This is a genomic window from Skermanella sp. TT6 (assembly GCF_016653635.2).
Classification (GTDB): domain Bacteria; phylum Pseudomonadota; class Alphaproteobacteria; order Azospirillales; family Azospirillaceae; genus Skermanella; species Skermanella cutis.
The window spans coordinates 5,391,251-5,408,737 of record NZ_CP067420.1 but is presented as its reverse complement, the minus strand read 5'-3'; the positions used below and the strand labels follow the sequence as shown (position 1 = coordinate 5,408,737).

Sequence of the window (17,487 nt, the reverse complement as noted above, 5' to 3'; positions counted from 1 at the left end):
CGCCGCCATGACCCCGGCCGCTCCCTATCTGCGCCTGGAGAACGTCACCAAGTCGTTCGGTTCGTTCCAGGCCCTCGAGGGCGTCTCGCTGGAGATCTTCGGCGGCGAGTTCGTCTGCTTCCTGGGGCCGTCCGGCTGCGGCAAGACCACCCTGCTGCGCGCCATCGCCGGTCTGGACGTGCAGACCGGCGGCCGGATCGAGCAGGGCGGCCGCGACGTGTCGGGCCTTCCGGCCGGGGAGCGCGATTTCGGCATCGTCTTCCAGTCCTACGCCCTGTTCCCCAACCTGACCGTCGCGCGCAACGTCGGCTACGGGCTGGAGAGCCGCCGGATCCCGCGCGGCGAACGGAACCGGCGCGTGGCGGAACTGCTGGACCTGGTGGGGCTGCCCGACGCCGGACCCAAATATCCCGCGCAGCTGTCCGGCGGGCAGCAGCAGCGGGTGGCGCTGGCCCGGGCGCTGGCGACCTCGCCGGGGCTCCTGCTGCTGGACGAGCCGCTGTCGGCGCTCGACGCCCGGGTCCGCCAGCACCTGCGGACCGAGATCGTGCGGCTCCACCGCCGGCTGAGCATCACCACCGTCATGGTGACCCACGACCAGGAGGAGGCGCTGTCCATGGCCGACCGCATCGTGGTCATGGACCAGGGCCGGATCGAGCAGGTCGGCACGCCGCTGACGATCTACCGACATCCGGCCAGCCGCTTCGTCGCCGATTTCATCGGCCGGATGAATTTCATACCCGGTGTCGCCGCCGGTCCCGGCCGGGTGCGGGTCGGCACGATCGAGCTGGAGGCGGCCGGACTCGACGGCCTCGCCCGCGATGCCGCCGTGACGCTGGGCATCCGGCCGGAGGACGTCCAGGTCCGCGGCATCGGCGCCGGATCGCCGAACGCCTTCGCGGCGCGCGTCGAGGAGATGGAGTTCCTGGGCGGCATCTGGCGGACGGCGCTGTCCGGGCCGGGCGGCGCCCTTGGTCTCCACGCCGACTTCTCCACCAACGCGGTCCGCGACCTCGATATCGGCCGGGGCAGCGCCCTGACGGTGGCGGTCCCTCCCGAACGGATCCGCGTCTTCCATCAAGGCTCCGCCCCATGACGGGCAGGACCCTGGACGGGGCCGGGCTCGCGCCACCCCCCGCCGTCGCCATCGTCCGCCAGCGCGCCGGCCGCGACGACTGGGTGGTGCGCGCCGGGCTCGTCGTGCTGGCCCTGTACCTCGCGGTCAGCATCGTCCTGCCCCTGTGGGTCCTGCTGTCCAAGAGCTTCCAGGACCGCGCCGGCGAGTTCGTCGGGTTCGCCAACTACGCGGCCTATGCCGCCGACCCGGCGCTGGTCCGGTCGATCCTCAACAGCCTGACCGTTGCGGGCCTGGCCACCGCGATCACCCTGGCGCTGGCCTTCGTCTACGCCTACGGCCTGACCCGCAGCCGGATGCCCGGCCGGGGTCTGTTCCGGGCCGTCGCCATGATCCCGCTGCTGGCGCCGTCGCTGCTGCCCGCGATCTCGCTGATCTACCTGTTCGGCAACCAGGGATTGGTCCGCGACTGGCTGATGGGCTGGTCGATCTACGGCCCGATCGGCATCGTCCTGGGCGAGGTGTTCTACACCTTTCCCCACGCGCTGCTGATCCTGACCACCGCGCTGGCGGTCGCCGACCGGCGCCTGTACGAGGCGGCCGACTGCCTGGGCGCCACCCGGTTCCGCCGCTTCATGACCGTGACCCTGCCGGGTGCCCGCTACGGGCTGGTCAGCGCGGGTTTCGTCGTCTTCACCCTGGTGATCACCGATTTCGGCGTGCCCAAGGTGATCGGCGGCTCCTACGACGTGCTGGCGACCGACGTCTACAAGCAGGTGGTCGGCCAGCAGAACTTCCAGATGGGCGCCGTGGTCAGCGCCGTCCTGCTGGTCCCGGCCGTCCTCGCCTTCGCGGTGGACCGCATGGTCCGGCGCCGCCAGGTGGCCCAGCTGAGCGGCCGGGCGGTCAGCTTCCAGCCCCGCGCCGAGCCTTTCCGCGACTGGAGCCTGTTCGCCGCCTGCGCCCTGGTCGCCTTCGGCCTGCTGGGGATCCTCGGGATGGCGGCCTTCGCCTCCCTGGTCACGTTCTGGCCCTACAATCTCGAACCGACCCTGCGCCACTACAGCTTCGACCTGATGGACGGCGGCGGCTGGGCGTCGTACTGGAACAGCCTGAAGATGGCGGGCCTGACCGCAGTGGTCGGCACCGCCGTCATCTTCACCGGCGCCTGGGCGATCGAGAAGGGCCGCGGCGCCGGCCCGCTGCGCGCCGCCTGCCACCTGCTCGCCATGCTGCCCATGGCTGTGCCGGGGCTGGTGCTGGGCCTCGCCTACATCTTCTTCTTCAATCCGGCCACCAACCCGCTCAACTTCCTCTACGGCACCCTGGCGATCCTGGTGATGAACAGCATCGCCCATTTCTACACGGTCGGGCACCTGACCGCGGTCACCGCGCTGAAGCAGATCGACCCGGAGTTCGAGAGCGTCTCCGCCTCCCTCAAGGTGCCCTGCTACACCACCTTCCGCCGGGTGACCGTCCCGGTCTGCCTGCCGGCGATCCTGGGCATCAGCATCTATCTGTTCGTCAACGCCATGACGACGGTCTCGGGCGTGGTCTTCCTCTATTCCCCCGACACGACGCTGGCCTCGATCGCCGTGCTCAACATGGACGATGCCGGCGACGTGGCCCCGGCCGCCGCCATGGCGATGATGATCGTCTACACCTCCGCCGCCGTGAAGCTCCTCCACGCCCTGGCCACCGGCCGCCTCCTCCGCCTCACCCAGCGCTGGCGGACGAGATAGGGATTCCCGGCCGCGGATGTCAGGTCGACAACGTCAGAAACTTCCTGCGCCTGAAACGTTCCAAGGAAAAGAAGAAAAAGCACAAGACTTGCTCCCGCGCGTCAGTGGAGCCGCGGCTATCCCGCATCCTCTCTCCTGCTGCCTGCCCTAAGAATTTTTATCCTTGCATTCTCTGAAATCAAAGACAACTGGCAGGCCGTACCGTAGTGTTGGATTACAAAATCATGATCAGAACAGCTCTCTTTGCGACTGCTGCTGCTGTCGCCATGGCGTCATTCGCGGCAAGTTCCCAAGCGCAGACGAATCCCCAGGCACCCCAGGCTGGCCAGGATTACTTTGAGGCTGATACCGGATTCTATGTCCGAGGCAGCCTTGGTTATTCCTGGTCTGCGAACGACGACATCGATTATTCGCCCCTGTGGGGCCTTGGCGTCGGATACCGTTTCGACCCCAACTTCCGGGCCGACATAACGGTGGATTGGCGCGATCGCTACGTCGTCGAGGGGAGCAGCTTCAGCAGCTTCGACTCCGCGGTCGACAACCGGAGCTTCATGCTCAACGCCTACTACGACTTCGACCAGATCCCGATCGTCCAGCTGCCGGGCGGCTTCAAGCCCTATCTGGGCGCCGGCGTCGGCTTCAGCCGGACCAGCGTCAACGACCAGGTCATCCCCGGCGCGGGCGGCACCGTGGCCAGCATCAGCGGCTCGGACCGGACCCGGTTCTCCTGGCAGGGGATGGCCGGCGTCGGGTACCAGATGACGGAGGAGTTCGCGGTCGACCTGGGCTACCGCTATGCCCAGCTCGGCAAGGTCAGGGCCAGCTCGACGACGGCGACGACCGGCTCGATCGACGAGGACCTGAACGTCCACGAACTCGTCCTCACCGCGCGCTACGGCTTCTGACCGGGGGCTGTCGACGGGAGCGGGCGGGGCGCGTGACGGCGCGCCCCGCCGGGGTCTCCTGATCCGCCGTGTTCAGATCCCCTCGCCGCGGCCCTGGACCGCGTCGCTGGGATACTTCAGCCCGGTGACCCGCTCGGCATAGCCGACCAGCTCGGCCACCGCCTCCTCGATCCCCAGCCTGCCCGTCTCGACCACCAGTTCGGCGGCCTGCGGTTCCTCGTAGGGGGCGGAGACGCCGGTGAACTCCGGGATCTCCCCGGCCCGCGCCCTGCGGTACAGGCCCTTGGGGTCGCGCTGCTCGCAGGTGTCCAGGTCGGCCTTGACATGGATCTCGTGGAACAGGTCGCCGCCGATCGCCCGGGCGCGCGCCCGGTCCTGGCGGGTCGGCGAGATCAGCGCCGTCACCACGATCATGCCGGCCTCCGCGAACAGCCGGGCGGCCTCGGCGACCCGGCGGATGTTCTCCGACCGGTCGGCGGGGGAGAAGCCCAGGTCGCCGTTCAGCCCCTGCCGCACCCCGTCGCCGTCCAGGACATAGACCTGCCGGCCGCGCTCGAACAGCGTCCGCTCCAGCCCCATGGCCAGGGTGGACTTGCCGGCCCCGGACAGGCCGGTCAGCCACAGCACGGCGCCGCGATGGCCGTTGGACAGCGCCCGCTCGTCCGGGCTCACCGCATGCTCGACCCGCTGGAGGTTCCGCTCCGCGACCGCGTCGGCCCCGGTCACGATGAAGCCGCCGACCACGTCGTGGCCGTCCAGCAGCACGCCGCGCCCGGTGCGGGGCAGGTCGATCGCCAGGTCGACCGCCACTAGGCTGCGGCTGTGCAGGACCACGTTGGCGATCTCGTTGCGGTTGACCCGGTCGGCCGCCGCCACGCCCAGGTCGTCGATGTCGACCACCTCGACGATCTTCTCCACCGTCACGCGGTGCTCGGCCGTCGCCAGCTTCAGGGTATAGGCCCGGCCGGTCTCCAGCGGCCTGGAGGCGAGCCAGAACAGCCGCACGGTCAGCCGGTGCGCCTCGACCGGCCGCTCCGACGGAAGGCTGGCGACGTGGCCGCGCTCGACGAAGATGCGCTGGTCCAGCGTGATGCCGACGGACTGGCCGGCGGCGGCGCTGATCGCGGGCGCCGCGTTCCAGGCCTCGATGCTGACGACCTTGGCGGTGCGGTTGTTCGGCGCGAAATGCAGCGTGTCGCCGACCCGCAGCCGGCCGGTCTCGATCCGGCCCGCCAGGATCCGGCGCTCGTCCGGCTTGTAGACGTCCTGGATCGGCAGGCGCAGCGGCAGCTCGTCCTCCGGTGCCGCCGGCAGGAAGCCGTCCAGCGCCTCGATCACGGTCGGCCCGTCATACCAGGACAGGTTTTCGCTGCGCGACGCGATGTTGTCGCCGTGGCGGGCGGAGATCGGCAGGATCACGCCCGGCGCCACGCCGATCCCGTTCAGGTAGGCCCGGATCTCGGCCGCGACATGGTCGAACCGCGCCTGCGAGAAGTCCACCATGTCCATCTTGTTGACGATCACGGCGACCTGCTTCACCCCCAGCAGGTGCAGCAGGTAGGCGTGGCGGCGCGACTGCTCCAGCGCGCCCTCGCCGGCGTCGATCACCAGCAGGGCCGCGTCGGCGTTGGACGCGCCGGTCACCATGTTCTTCAGGAATTCGGTATGGCCCGGCGCGTCGATGATCACGTAGGGGCGGCGATCCGTCTTGAAATGGATCTGCGTCGTGTCGATCGTGATGCCCTGGTCGCGCTCGGCCTGGAGCGCGTCCATCACGAACGACCATTCGAACGGCATGCCGCGCCGGCGGCTCATCTCGCGGACCGCCTCGACCTTGCCGTCGGGCAGGCTGCCGGTGTCGTTCAGCAGGCGGCCGATCAGGGTGGACTTGCCATGGTCGACGTGGCCGACGATGACGATGCGCGCCTGGCGGCGCTGGGATGCGGGGATCACGGGGCTCATCTCACATGTAACCGGAGCTGCGCAGGCGCTCGAAGGCGTCCTCGGTTTCGTTGTCCATCGACCGGCCGGCCCGCTCGGGCGTGCGGGTCACTTCCAGCTCGGAGATGATCTCGTCGATGCTCGCGGCGCTGCTGTCCACCGGGAAGGTGATGTTCTTCTCGCCCAGCGACCGGTACCGCTTGCCCTCGCGGGCGAAGTACAGCGGCACGATGGGGATCTCCTCGCGCTTGGAATAGCGCCAGATGTCCAGCTCGGTCCAGTGCAGCAGCGGGTGGATGCGCACGTGGGTGCCCTCGGCGAACCGGGTCTTGTAGTGGTCCCAGAACTCCGCCGGCTGGTCCTTGAAGTCCCAGGCGCCGTCCAGCGCGCGCGGGCTGAACACGCGCTCCTTGGCGCGGGTCGCCTGCTCGTCGCGGCGGATGCCGACCATGATGCCCTGGTACTGCTCGCGGCGGAGCAGGTTCTTCAGCCCCTCGGTCTTGCGGGCGGCGGCGCGGGTGGCCGGCGGCAGCGTCGGGTCCATCTCGCTTTCCGGCGGGCACTGCTCGATCACCAGGTCCAGGCCCCAGTCGCGCGTGACCATGTCGCGGAACTCGTAGACCTCCGGCAGTTCCATGCCGGTGTCGAGCTGCACGACGGGGAACGGCACCTTGCCGAAGAAGGCCTTGCGCGCCAGCCACAGCAGCACGTTGCTGTCCTTGCCGATCGACCATAGCACGGCGAGGCGGTCGATCCGGTTGAACGCCTCGCGCAGGATATAGACGCTCTGGCTTTCCAGTTGGTCGAGGTCGGTCATCGTCCGAGGTTCCACCACAATCAAGAAGGCCCGCTTTGTGACGGGCGGTGTCAGATGAAGGATACGGTGCGCGGAACGGCGCTCAGGTGGATGCCGCATTCCGTCTTGTCCTGTCCGGCCCAGCGGCCGGAGCGCGGGTCCTGGCCGGGGGCGACCCGGTCGGTGCAGGGCATGCAGCCGATCGACAGGAAGCCGTCGGCCTCCAGCGGGTGGCGCGGCAGGTCGCGGCGGTCGAACTCCGCCTGGATCCTGTCGCGCGACCAGGTCGCCAGCGGATTGACCTTGAAGCGGCCGTCGTCGTCCTGCTCGACCGCGTCCAGCGCCGCCCGCGTGCTGGCCTGGAAGCGCTTGCGGCCGGTGATCCAGGCGTCGAATCCGCGCAGCGCGCGGTCCAGGGGGATCGTCTTGCGGACATGGCAGCAGGCGTCGGGCGACGACTGCCACAGCAGCCCCTCCGGGTCCGCCGCCTTCAGCTCGGCCGGGTCGGGCTCGATCGTGCGGACGTCGGTCAGGCCGAGCCGCTTGATCAGCGTGTCGCGGTAGCGCAGGGTCTCGCCGAACAGCTTGCCGGTATCCAGGAAGATCACCGGGATGCCCGGGTCGACCTCGGCCGCCATGGCCAGCAGCACGGCGGCTTCCGTCCCGAAGGAGGAGACCAGGGCGATTCGCCCGCGGAATTCGTCCCGCACGAGCGGCCGAAGCAGCTCCGCCCCGGACAGGCCGCCGTAGCGCCGCTGGAGCGCGTCGAGCCCGTCCGTCAGGTGTGTTCTCGCCAGTCCGTCCATGTCCGAAACACAATCCACAAAACGTTGATGTATTTACTCTCGCTATTGCACGTTAGCGAGTCTGGAGAAAGGCCGCAACGCTTTTAACATGCGGCATTGAGTCATTCAGCATATCTACACGAAAATTCTGTGTTGAATTGGTAAATTCAAGCACCTTATATGCTCGCACGGCCCCGATACCGCCCCTCATGCATGGATAAAGCGTCAGTCGCCATGTCACAGTCCCAAGACCTCCCCGCGAAGAAGCCCGCCCCGACCCCGAAGCTTTCGCAGGTCGAAGGCGTCAAGCAGGCGAGCGCGCTGCTGCGCGGCAGCATCGCTGAGACGTTGAACAGCGACTTGGTGAAATTCACCGAGGACGAATACAACCTGCTGAAATTCCACGGGACCTACCAGGGATACGACCGCGACTCCGCGACCGAGCTGAAGCAGCAGAAGGCGGAGAAGAAGTGGGAATTCATGGTCCGCGCCCGCATCCCGGCGGGGCGCCTGACGTCGCGGCAGTACCTGGACCTGGACGCCCTTGCCGACCGGCGCGCCAACCATACGATCCGGATCACGACCCGGCAGGCGATCCAGTTCCACGGCGTCGTCAAGTCCGACCTGAAGGGCACGATCGCCGACATCAACGCCACCATGATCACCACGCTGGGCGCCTGCGGCGACGTGGTCCGCAACGTGACGGCCATGCCCGCTCCCGTGCGCAGCCCGGTCACCGAGCGTCTGGCGGCGGACGCCAAGCGCATATCAGACCATCTGCTGCCGCATACCCGGGCCTACCACGAGATCTGGCTGGACGGCGAGCAGGTGCTGGGCGAGCCGGAGATCGAGCCGATCTACGGCACGACATACCTGCCCCGGAAGTTCAAGATCGGCCTCGGCGTGCCGGAGGACAATTCGGTCGACGTGCTGACCAACGACCTCGGCATCGTGGCATTGTACGAGGGCGACACCCTGGTCGGGTACAATTTCGCGGTCGGCGGCGGCCTGGGCATGACCCACAACAAGCCGAAGACCTATCCCCGGCTCGCCAGCTTCGTCGCCTTCGTCGAGCCCGACGACCTCATCAAGGCGGTCGAGGCCGTGGTCGTCGTCCAGCGCGACCATGGCGACCGGACCAACCGCCGCCACGCCCGCCTGAAATACACCATCGACGAGCGCGGCCTGCCCTGGTTCAAGTCGGAGATGGAGCGCGTCCTGGGCCGCACCCTGGAAGACCCGCGCCCGATGCCGCCGTTCCAGGTCGCCGACCATCTCGGCTGGCACGAACAGGGCGACGGGCTGTGGTACCTGGGCCTCGCGATCCCCAGCGGGCGCGTCCAGGATACCGACACGGTCAAGCTGCGGACGGCGCTGCGCGAGGTGGCGACCCGCTTCCAGCCGGCATTGGTGCTGATGCCGACCCAGGACCTGATCCTGGCCGACATCCGGGAGGAGGACCGCGCCGGCATCGAGCGGACGCTGCGCGACCACGGCGTCCAGTTCGCCGAGGAGCTGCTGCCGGTCCACCGCTGGTCTCTGGCCTGCCCGGCTCTGCCGACCTGCGGCCTTGCCCTGACGGAGGCGGAGCGCATCCGCACCCCGATGATCGACCGCATCGCCGAGGTCATGGCCCGCTACGGCCTCGCCCAGGAGCGGCTGAGCATCCGCATCACCGGCTGCCCCAACGGCTGCGCCCGACCCTATGCCGGCGACATCGGGCTGGTCGGCCGCATGCCCGGCCACTTCGCCCTCTATGTCGGCGGCGATTTCGAGTGTACCCGGCTGAACTGGAAGCTGCTCGACCGTGTTCCCGAGGACGACGTGCCGGAAACCCTGGCCCCGCTGTTCGCCGAGTTCGCGGCCCAGCGCGACCGGGGCGGCGACCGGGGCGAGGGCTTCGGCGATTTCCTGAACCGCCTCGGCGTGGAGCGGGTGACCGCCCTGGTCAAGCCCGACGGCGCCGACGCCGGGGGCAATGCCGGCGACCTGGTGGAGGCCGACTAGTGTTTCCCATCGTCCTGGACCTGGATCACGTCTCGGTCGCGCTGGTCGGAGCCGGGCAACTGGCGGCCAAGCGGCTGAAGCAGCTGGACCAGGCCGGGGCGCGGCGACTGACCGTCTTCTCCGAAGCGCCCGACGAAGCCTTGGCGGCGTCGGCCGGCGAGCGGCTGATCCGCCGCCTGCCGACCGACGGCGACCTCGCCGCCTTCCAGGTGATCTATATCGTGGACCTCGATCCCGGCGTCGCGGCCGACCTGGCCGCGCGCTGCCGGGCGCTCGGCCGCCTGGTCAATGTCGAGGACGTCAAGCACCTGTGCGACTTCCACACGCCGTCCCAGGTCCGCCGGGGCGACCTGCTGCTCTCCATCTCGACCGGCGGCAAGAGCCCCGGCCTGGCGCAGCGCCTGCGCCGCTACCTGGAAGACCTGTTCCAGCCGGACTGGGAAGACCACCTGGACGAGCTGGCCCGCGCCCGCGCCCATTGGCGGGCGGAAGGCGCCGACATGCGGACGGTGGCCCGGCGCACCGAGGACCTGATCGAGGAGCGCGGCTGGCTGCGCTGAGCGGCTTGCCCGCCGGGGCGGGGTCCCCGCATCGCGGAGCGGAAACGGCGGAAAAGCATTAGGGCATTGCGTCCGCCCAGCCGGTTTAGTCAGTGACGATGATGGTCTCTTGTGCAAAAGTCCCGCCGGCCGTGGCCGGGCCGGCAGGGACTTGGCGCCGGCCTCAGGGCAGGAAAGTTCAATACAGGAACCAAGATGACATTGCCGATGCTTTCGCGGCGCCGACGTTCTGACCGCTCGAACTTCAACTTTGGTACGGTCGTCAACTGGACAAGGCAGGATTTCGTCGACAGGTATTCGGGGTCCGTCCTGGGGCTGGCCTGGGTCCTGATCTGGCCCCTGGTGCAGGTGACCATCTTCACCCTGATCTTTTCCCAGATCATGGGAGCCCGGCTGCCCGGAAACTCGGATACCTACGCCTACAGCGTCTATCTGGTCGCGGGCGTGGTGCCCTGGACCGCCTTCGCCAACACGATCTCGCGCGTGACGACCGTGTTCCTGGACAAGAAGCACATCCTGTCCAAGGTCCGCCTGTCGATGCCGCTGCTGGCCAGCTACATCGTCCTGTCGGAGGCGGTGACCTTCGCCGTGACCATGGCCGTCTTCCTGATGTACCTGATCGCCTTCGGCCACCCTCTCGGGGCCGGGATCCTGTTCGTGCCGCTCATCTTCGTCCTGCAGCAGGTGTTGGCCTTCTCGATCGGGCTGATCTGCGCCTGCCTGATCGTCTTCATCCGCGACGTCAAGGAAATCGTCGGCATCGTGCTCCAGCTCTGGTTCTGGTTCACCCCGATCGTCTATGTGGCGGATATCGTGCCGGAAGGGATCCGCGGCTGGCTGGAGCTGAACCCGTCGATGCTGTTCATCGAAAGCTACCACCAGATCTTCGTCCACGGCGGCATGCCGGTGCTTGACGACATGGTCACGCTCGCGGTGACCGGCGGCGTCCTGCTCGCCGCCTCGCTGCTGATGCTCCGCGCGCTCGAGCGCGATATCCGGGATTTCCTCTGATGATCCGCGTCGAAAACCTCCACAAGACCTTCCATCTCTACCGCAAGCCGTCGGACCGGCTGAAGGAGATCCTGACCGGCCGCACCTACCACACGGTCCACACGGCCCTCCGGGACGTGACCTTCACCGTGGCGGACGGGGAAACGGTCGGCATCGTCGGCCGGAACGGCGCCGGCAAGTCCACCCTGCTCAAGCTCCTGACCGGCATCCTGCTGCCCGACAAGGGCGCCGTGGAAACCAGCGGCAAGATCACCGGCCTTCTGGAACTCGGCACCGGCTTCAACCACGAACTGTCGGGCTGGGCCAACATCCGCTCCAACGGCCTGATGCTCGGGATGTCGGGCGAGGAGATCGACGAGAAGCGCCAGGCGATCGCCGAGTTCAGCGAGCTCGGCAAGTTCCTCGACCAGGCCCTGAAGACCTACTCGTCCGGCATGCTGATGCGGCTGGCCTTCAGCGTCGCCATCCATGCCGACCCGCGATGCTTCGTGGTGGACGAGGCGCTGTCCGTGGGCGACGCGCATTTCCAGCAGAAATGCATGAAGCGGATCCGCGAGTTCCGCGCCGGCGGCGGCTCGATCATCTTCGTCTCGCACGAGATGAACTCGATCAAGGTGCTGTGCGACCGGGCGATCCTGCTGGAACAGGGGCACGTCGTCGAGGACGGCGATCCCGAGCGGGTCGTCAACGCCTACAATTTCCAGCTCGCCCGGACGGCCATCCAGGTGGAGCGGCCCGAGCTGTCCAACGGCGCGGAAACCTCCTACGGCAGCCGCGAGCTGGAAATCCTCTCGGTCAGCGTGGCCGGCGAAGGCTCCAACGCCGAGGTGGTCAGCTCGGGCGAGACGACGAACATTTCCGTAAGTTTCCGCGCGAACCGGAGCGTGGAGGACTTCACGGTCGGCATCATGATCCGCGACCGGTTCGGCCAGGACATCTTCGGGATCAACACCTACCTGCTCGACCAGCCCCTCTCCATAGAGGAGGGCGAGCACCGGCAGGTCGATTTCACCATGCCGATGGATATCAGCCCCGGCAAATACACCATCACCGCGGCGCTCCATACCCGGGAGTCCCATGTGGACCAGTGCTTCCACTGGCACGACCGCATCACGACCTTCGAGGTCGCCGGCATCCGCGGCCCCGTCTTCGCCGGGGTGTGCCGCCTCCAGCCGGATCTGCACGTGCGCTGATTTCCGGCAAAGGATCAAGTGAAGACAGCATTTTACAGGACAACCTCCTCTTTGGGGTTAGCGCGTCGAAACAGTGGAGACGCCGCCTCGATGAAATGCCAAAAAGAGCGTCTGATGATGGCAACCATGCTGATGTCTTGCGGACCGAAGGAGCGGGCAGTGCTTACGGATCCGCAGGATGCATGCGCATCAGAGCTTGAGTTGTCCCACGGTGAGCGTTCATGCTGCAGACGAATAACTTCCGCGTAGATACTGCGCAGTTGACTTCCCGTATCCAGGCGGAACTCCAGGTCCCCCGAAGGGCCAGCGCTCCCGCTCCGGCCCCCGCCGTACCGGCCCCCACCGTACCGGTCCAAGCCCCCGCGCTGTCGACGCTCCCCGACGCGGTCGCCGCGACGGTCGCTCCTGCTCCGGCATCTTTCCCGTCGGAGGGCCGGACGTTCCGGCACCGGCTGCGCGATGTTCCCTTGGTCGGTTCGCTGCTGGCCTGGGCGTGGGGACTGGCCCGGCTTGCCGACACGCGCTCCGCGGCCCATACCGCGCTGACCCGCGCCAGCGACGCCTGGAACTTCGCCGCCGCGCAGGAGCCTTGGGTGAGAGCCCGGGAGGCGCAGTTCCGCGGCCAGGTCGATGCCGGGCTCCAGGGATGCCTCGGCCAGATCCACGGCGTCCGCGCGGAAATCCAGCAGCTCCGAACCGATTCCGAGCGGGACGTCGCCGTGATGCGGGTGGAGATGCGCGGTCCCTTCCAGGAGATTGCGGCCCTCCGGTCGGAGATCGAGCAGGCCAGGGCCTCCCTTGCCGAACACCGGCAGGCGGAACAGCGCCTCCAGGCCGAACTGGAGCAGCTTCGGGCCGAGCTCCGGGGTCATCGGGAAGTCACCGAAGCCGCCTTGGGCGATCACCGGGAATCCACCGAAGCCGCCCTGGGCGATCACAGGAAAGCCGCCGAAGAGGCTTTGGGCGAGCACCGGCGGGCGCTGGAAGCGCATGTCCAGGCGGCATTGTCCGGCGAGGCGGCGGCGCGTCAGGCCGCCGAGCAGGAGTCCCGGCACCGGCTGGCGGCGCTCCGCCAGGAGATCCTGTTCCAGCAGCGTCGCCTGTCCGCCAGCCTGGAGGTCCGGGGCGCCGCCTCCGGCCACCAGGACCCCGGCGCCGGGCCGTCCGTGCCGCCCAGGGAAGGGGCGGTGGACGACCGGCTCAACGCCTTCTACGCCCAGTTCGAGGATGCTTTCCGGGGAAGCCGGGAGGATATCAAGGCGCGGGTATCGGTCCATGCCGACCGCATCGTCCTGGCCGGCGCCGGCACGCCGGAGCGGCCCGTGCTGGATATCGGCTGCGGCCGGGGCGAGTGGCTGGAGGTTCTCAGGGAGCATGGCCTCGCGGCCTACGGCATCGACACCAACGACGTCACGGTCTCCGCCTGCCGCGCCCGTGGACTGGATGCCCGGCGGGCCGAAGCCCTCGCCCATATCCGGTCGCTGGCGGACGGCAGCATCGGCGGCGTGACCGCCTTCCACGTGGCGGAGCACCTGCCGCTCGACGTGCTGGCGGATCTGCTGGACGAGACCCTGCGGGTGCTGGAGCCGGGCGGCGTGCTGCTGCTCGAGACGCCCAATCCCGAGAACCTGCTGGTCGGCGGCATGACCTTCTACAACGACCCGACCCACCGCAATCCGCTGCCGCCCGCCGTGCTCCAGTTCCTGGTCCGGCAGAGGGGCTTCGTCGATGCGGAAATCGTTCGCCTGCACCCGTTCCCCGACGACCATCTGCTGCCGCAGGACGACGTGATCGGGCAGCGCCTCAACCACCTTCTCTACGGCCCGCAGGACTACGCGGTCGTGGCGCGCAAGGTCTGATCTCTCCCGGACCGGAACGGCCGGCGCGCTTCCAGGACAAGCCCAGGCTATGAGCCAGGCTACAAGATTGCGAAGGAAATTGCCGCGATGAAGCATCTGCGCGCGATCCACCAGTTCCATGGCGGTTCCGCCTATGGTGACGGCGTGACCAACGGCATGCTGTTCACCCGCCGGCTGCTGCGATCCCTCGGCCTCGAGTCCGAGATCTACGTCGTCCACGTGGCGCCCGAACTCGCGGGCGAGATCCGCTCGATCGACGAGTACCGGGACGGCCCGGACCAGCTGCTCATCGTCCAGTATTCCATGGGCCACGATCATCATCGCTGGGTCGAGCAGGTCTCCAGCCCGAAGATCCTGGCGTACCACAATATCACTCCGGCCGGGTTCTTCTCCCCCGACAACCCGTTCCACCGCTATTCGAACCTGGGGCGCCGGCAGATCGCGGACTGGGCGGCCGGGCAGTTCGCCGGGGCCGTCGCCATGTCCACCTACAGCGCGGACGAGCTGGTGGCGCTCGGCTACGGTCCCGTCGCCACGATCCCGCTGCTGGTGGACCTGGAGCGGCTGCGCCAGGCTCCCTGGGACCGCGGCACGGCCGAGCGGCTGGCCGGGCCGGCCAACATCCTGTTCGTCGGCCGAATCTGCGAGAACAAGTGCCAGCACGAGCTGGTCGAGGTGGTGGCCGAACTGACCGGCCGCCTGTCCCGGCCGGTGCGGCTGCTGCTGGTCGGCGGCGAATCCTCGGCCGGCTACGGCGCCCATCTCCGCCGCCTGATCGCCGAGCGGGGCTTGGACGGGTCGGTCGTGCTGACCGGCAAGATCCCGGAGGACCAGCTCTACGCCCATTACCGGGCGGCCGACCTGTTCCTGTGCCTGAGCGAGCACGAAGGGTTCGGCATGCCCCTGGTCGAGGCGACCGCCTTCGACGTGCCCGTCCTGGCCTATGCCGGGTCCTGCATCGCCGAGACGCTGGGCTCCGGCGGGATCCTGTTCGACGAGAAGTCCCCGGACCGGATCGCCGCCGCGGCGCGCCTGCTGCTGGAGGAGCCGCCGCTCCGCCGCCGGGTGCTCCAGGGCCAGCGCGACGCCCTTGCGCGCTATCGGCCGGAGAGGCTGATCGCGTCCTTCATCTCCTTCCTGAACGGGATCGGCTTCGCCGTTCCCGAAACCGTGCCGGAGCCGGCGGCGTTCCGCGAGCCGGTCTCCTGGCGGATCGAGGGTCCGTTCGACAGCTCCTACAGTCTCGCCATCGTGAACCGGGAAGTCGCCCTGGGCCTGCGCCGCGGCGGCCCCGGGTCCGGTGGGGAGGACGTCGCCCTGTGCGCCATGGACGGTCCCGGCCGATACCCCGCCGACCAGGCTTTCCTGGCCGCCAATCCCGAGGCCGCCGCGATGTGGGAGCGCGGCCTTGAGGAAGGGCCGGCCGACGTGGTGATGCGCAACATGTACCCGCCCAGGGTGGACGACATGAAGGGAGTCGTCCGGGGCCTGCTGTGCTATGGCTGGGAGGAGTCCGGCTTTCCCGCCGAGTGGGTGGACGGCTTCAACCGCACCCTCGACGTGGTCACCGTGCTCAGCAGCTATACCGGCAAGGTGCTGGAGGACAACGGGGTCACGGCCCCGGTCCATGTCGCCGGCACCGGCATCGACCACGTCCTGTCGGTCCCGCCGTCCGACGAGCGCATCCCGGAGCTGCAGGGGGCCTCCGGCTTCGGTTTCCTGCACATCTCGTCGTGTTTCCCCCGCAAGGGCGCCGACGTGCTGCTGGAGGCGTGGGGCAGGGCGTTCGACCGCCGCGACCCGGTCTATCTCGTGGTCAAGACCTTCCCCAATCCCCATAACGAGATCGAGCGGCAGCTCGCCGACCTCAAGGCGCGCCATCCCGACCATGCCCCCGTCTTCCTGATCAACCGGGACCTGCCGGCCGGGACCCTGGCGACGCTCTACCGGCTGTGCGACGCCTTCGTCTCGCCCACCCGGGGCGAGGGTTTCGGCATGCCCATGGCGGAAGCCATGCTGTACGGCATGCCGGTCGTCGTCACCGCCTATGGCGGGCAGGCCGATTTCTGCACCGACGAGACGGCCTGGCTGGTCGACTACCGCTTCGCCTATGCCCGGACCCATTTCAACCTGCCCCATTCGGTCTGGGCCGAACCCTGCGTGGACGATCTTGCCCGGGCGATGCGCGCGGTCCGCTCGGCCCCGCCGGAGGAGCGCCGCCGCCGCACGCGCGCCGCCGCGGCCCTGATCCGCCGGACCTACGGCGCCGAGGCCGTCGCGGCGCGCGTGCGGCATGCCGTCGGCTCGCTCGCCGGCCAGCCGGTGCCGACCCCCGTGCCGCGCGTCGCCTGGGTTTCCACCTGGAACGCCCGGTGCGGCATCGCCAGCTACTCCATGGCCCTGGCGGCCGGCATTCCGCCCGGCCGCCTGACGGTGCTGGCCAACCGCAACGCCCGGTGCATCGACCCGGACGGCCCGGAGGTCGTCCGCTGCTGGGACGCGGGGTGGAGCGATCCGCTCGACGAGCTGCACGACCGGATCATCGCCGACGGCGCCGATTCGGTCGTGCTTCAGTTCAATTTCGGCCTGTTCCAGCTCGCGGCCTTCGCGCGCCTGATCGACCGGCTGGTCGACCAGGGGCGGCAGGTCCATGTCTTCCTGCACGCGACCGCCGACGTGCGGAAGCCAGACCTGTTCATCTCGCTCTCCGCCGCCGTCGAGTCGCTGCGCCGGGCGCGGCGGCTGTTCGTCCACGGCGTCCACGACCTCAACTGCCTCAAGGGATTCGGGCTGGTGGACAATGTCGCGCTGTTCCCCATGGGACAGCAGGGCACGCCGGACCTCGACAGCGCCCGGCTGCGGCGCGAATACGGCCTGGCGGACCGGCGCGTGATCGCCAGCTTCGGGTTCCTGCTGCCCCACAAGGGCCTGCGGGAACTGCTCCAGGCCTTCTCCCTGATGCGCGGGGCGGACCCGGACCTTCACCTGCTGATGGCCAACGCGCTCTATCCTGCGCAGGAGTCGGCGGACGAGTGCGCGGCGCTGCGGCGGACCATCGACGAACTGGGTCTCGGCGACTCCGTCACCCTGCTGACCGACTATCTCGAGGAAAACGTCGCCATCGGCCTGCTGACCCTGGCCGATGCCGTCGTCTACCCGTACCAGCACACCCAGGAATCGGCGAGCGCCGCCGTCCGCATGGGGCTGGCCAGCGGACGCCCGGTCGCGGTCACGCCCCTGGCGATCTTCGACGACGTCTCCCCCGTGACGATCCGGCTGCCGGGAACCTCGCCCGAGGACATGGCGCGCGGGCTGGCCGGGCTGCTGGAGGGCGGACCGGAGATCGACGCTCTGCTGGCCCGGCAGCGGGACTGGCTTGTTTCCTGCGGCTGGGAGCGCGTTTCCGGCCGGCTCTGGAACATCATCCGCGCCCAGCGCCCCCAAAATTCAGAGGAAACGCTCGGCATAAAGGCCTATGTGGCGCGCGAGCCACAATTAGCGTAATCCTTAATGGGAAAATCAATGGCGGTAAAGGCTGAACCTTTCCGCCGCCGCTGACCTCGAACAGTCAATCTCCCGAAAACATGAGCATTTTGGCCTGGATTCCGCCCTG

At 68.6% G+C, this 17,487-nt stretch carries 12 protein-coding genes; 9 read left to right on the top strand and 3 right to left on the bottom strand.

Annotation, left to right across the window (positions count from 1 at the left end):
• Positions 1-7 precede the first annotated feature (7 nt).
• The 3 genes from IGS68_RS25145 (at position 8) to IGS68_RS25135 (ending at position 3,722) form a co-directional block, all read left to right on the top strand.
• On the top strand, positions 8-1,096 hold the full coding sequence (locus tag IGS68_RS25145; RefSeq protein ID WP_201075242.1) for a putative 2-aminoethylphosphonate ABC transporter ATP-binding protein: 1,089 nt from the start codon (positions 8-10) through the stop codon (positions 1,094-1,096).
• A complete protein-coding gene (locus IGS68_RS25140) occupies positions 1,093-2,817 on the top strand; it encodes a putative 2-aminoethylphosphonate ABC transporter permease subunit (RefSeq protein WP_201075240.1) in 1,725 nt (574 codons plus the stop codon). The genes IGS68_RS25145 and IGS68_RS25140 overlap by 4 nt, the downstream gene beginning before the upstream one ends.
• 224 nt (positions 2,818-3,041) lie before the next feature.
• Positions 3,042-3,722, top strand: a complete 681-nt coding sequence (locus IGS68_RS25135; protein ID WP_201075238.1) for an outer membrane protein — start codon at positions 3,042-3,044, stop codon at positions 3,720-3,722.
• 72 nt (positions 3,723-3,794) lie between these two features.
• On the opposite strand, the gene cysC is transcribed toward IGS68_RS25135, so the two are convergent.
• From cysC to IGS68_RS25120, 3 genes are read right to left on the bottom strand one after another with little or no spacing between them, the layout of a single operon-like run.
• Positions 3,795-5,684, bottom strand: a complete 1,890-nt coding sequence (gene cysC, locus IGS68_RS25130) for an adenylyl-sulfate kinase (RefSeq protein ID WP_201075236.1) — start codon at positions 5,682-5,684, stop codon at positions 3,795-3,797.
• A 1-nt stretch (position 5,685) separates the two neighbouring features.
• On the bottom strand, positions 5,686-6,480 hold the full coding sequence (gene cysD, locus IGS68_RS25125; RefSeq protein WP_201075234.1) for a sulfate adenylyltransferase subunit CysD: 795 nt from the start codon (positions 6,478-6,480) through the stop codon (positions 5,686-5,688).
• 50 nt (positions 6,481-6,530) lie between these two features.
• On the bottom strand, positions 6,531-7,265 hold the full coding sequence (locus IGS68_RS25120; RefSeq protein ID WP_201075232.1) for a phosphoadenylyl-sulfate reductase: 735 nt from the start codon (positions 7,263-7,265) through the stop codon (positions 6,531-6,533).
• Positions 7,266-7,478: 213 nt separating this feature from the next.
• On the opposite strand from IGS68_RS25120, the gene IGS68_RS25115 reads away from it, so the two are divergent.
• From IGS68_RS25115 to IGS68_RS25090, 6 genes are all read left to right on the top strand, one after another.
• Entirely contained in the window at positions 7,479-9,251 is a 1,773-nt protein-coding gene (locus IGS68_RS25115; protein ID WP_201075231.1) for an NADPH-dependent assimilatory sulfite reductase hemoprotein subunit, read from the top strand.
• Positions 9,251-9,811 (top strand): precorrin-2 dehydrogenase/sirohydrochlorin ferrochelatase family protein, encoded by a 561-nt coding sequence (locus IGS68_RS25110; protein ID WP_201075230.1) that lies wholly within the window; start codon positions 9,251-9,253, stop codon positions 9,809-9,811. Before IGS68_RS25115 ends, IGS68_RS25110 begins: the two co-directional genes overlap by 1 nt.
• Positions 9,812-10,006: 195 nt before the next feature.
• On the top strand, positions 10,007-10,822 hold the full coding sequence (locus IGS68_RS25105; protein ID WP_201075229.1) for an ABC transporter permease: 816 nt from the start codon (positions 10,007-10,009) through the stop codon (positions 10,820-10,822).
• Positions 10,822-12,015 carry an ABC transporter ATP-binding protein gene (locus IGS68_RS25100; protein WP_201075228.1) on the top strand — a complete coding sequence of 398 codons (1,194 nt, stop codon included), beginning with the start codon at positions 10,822-10,824 and terminating at the stop codon, positions 12,013-12,015. Before IGS68_RS25105 ends, IGS68_RS25100 begins: the two co-directional genes overlap by 1 nt.
• A gap of 221 nt (positions 12,016-12,236) precedes the next feature.
• Positions 12,237-13,874, top strand: coding sequence for a class I SAM-dependent methyltransferase (locus tag IGS68_RS25095; RefSeq protein ID WP_201075227.1), 1,638 nt, complete (start codon positions 12,237-12,239; stop codon positions 13,872-13,874).
• Positions 13,875-13,961: 87 nt separating this feature from the next.
• Positions 13,962-17,378: a glycosyltransferase family 4 protein gene (locus tag IGS68_RS25090; protein WP_201075226.1), complete on the top strand. Its 3,417-nt coding sequence runs from the start codon at positions 13,962-13,964 to the stop codon at positions 17,376-17,378.
• The last annotated feature ends 109 nt before the right edge of the window (positions 17,379-17,487 follow it).